Genomic DNA, 623 nt, shown 5'->3' on the forward strand with positions numbered 1-623 from the left:
AGAGGGTCAGCGGTTCGATCCCGTTAACTCCCATAGGTCCCGTAGTGTAGCGGTTATCACGTCGCCCTGTCACGGCGAAGATCGCGGGTTCGATTCCCGTCGGGACCGTTAAGATAATGAAAATTATTTTAAGACTCGTTAGCTCAGTTGGTAGAGCAATTGACTTTTAATCAATGGGTCACTGGTTCGAGCCCAGTACGGGTCATATTTTGCGGGTTTGGCGGAATTGGCAGACGCACCAGATTTAGGATCTGGCGCTTTACGGCGTGGGGGTTCAAGTCCCTTAACCCGCATAAGAGAATAATAATGAGCCGGCTTAGCTCAGTTGGTAGAGCATCTGATTTGTAATCAGAGGGTCGCGTGTTCAAGTCATGTAGCCGGCATTTTTTTATATAAAGAAAGCGATGCGAACGTAGTTCAGTGGTAGAACACCACCTTGCCAAGGTGGGGGTCGCGGGTTCGAATCCCGTCGTTCGCTTGAGGAGGCCGGGGTGGCGGAACTGGCAGACGCACAGGACTTAAAATCCTGCGATTGGTAACGATCGTACCGGTTCGATTCCGGTCCTCGGCATAGACAAAGGTTGAAAGAAGCACCCTTAGCTCAACTGGATAGAGTACCTGAC

The 623-nt window shown here is 50.9% G+C and carries 6 tRNA genes; all 6 read left to right on the forward strand.

The features are described from left to right. Positions 1–35: 35 nt before the first annotated feature. The 6 genes from HMPREF2704_RS02605 to HMPREF2704_RS02630 all read left to right on the forward strand — a co-directional run bounded on the left by HMPREF2704_RS02605 (position 36) and on the right by HMPREF2704_RS02630 (position 571). Positions 36–108 (forward strand) — tRNA-Asp (locus HMPREF2704_RS02605). Positions 109–132: 24 nt separating this feature from the next. Further along, a tRNA-Lys gene (locus tag HMPREF2704_RS02610) sits at positions 133–205 on the forward strand. Positions 206–211: 6 nt separating this feature from the next. Further along, positions 212–293 (forward strand) — tRNA-Leu (locus tag HMPREF2704_RS02615). A gap of 17 nt (positions 294–310) precedes the next feature. Next, a tRNA-Thr gene (locus tag HMPREF2704_RS02620) sits at positions 311–383 on the forward strand. A 23-nt stretch (positions 384–406) separates the two neighbouring features. After that, positions 407–478: transfer RNA gene (locus HMPREF2704_RS02625), tRNA-Gly, on the forward strand. 7 nt (positions 479–485) lie between these two features. Beyond that, positions 486–571, forward strand: a tRNA-Leu gene (locus HMPREF2704_RS02630). The last annotated feature ends 52 nt before the right edge of the window (positions 572–623 follow it).

This window comes from Streptococcus sp. HMSC076C09 (assembly GCF_001837905.1).
Taxonomy (GTDB): Bacteria; Bacillota; Bacilli; order Lactobacillales; family Streptococcaceae; genus Streptococcus; species Streptococcus parasanguinis_I.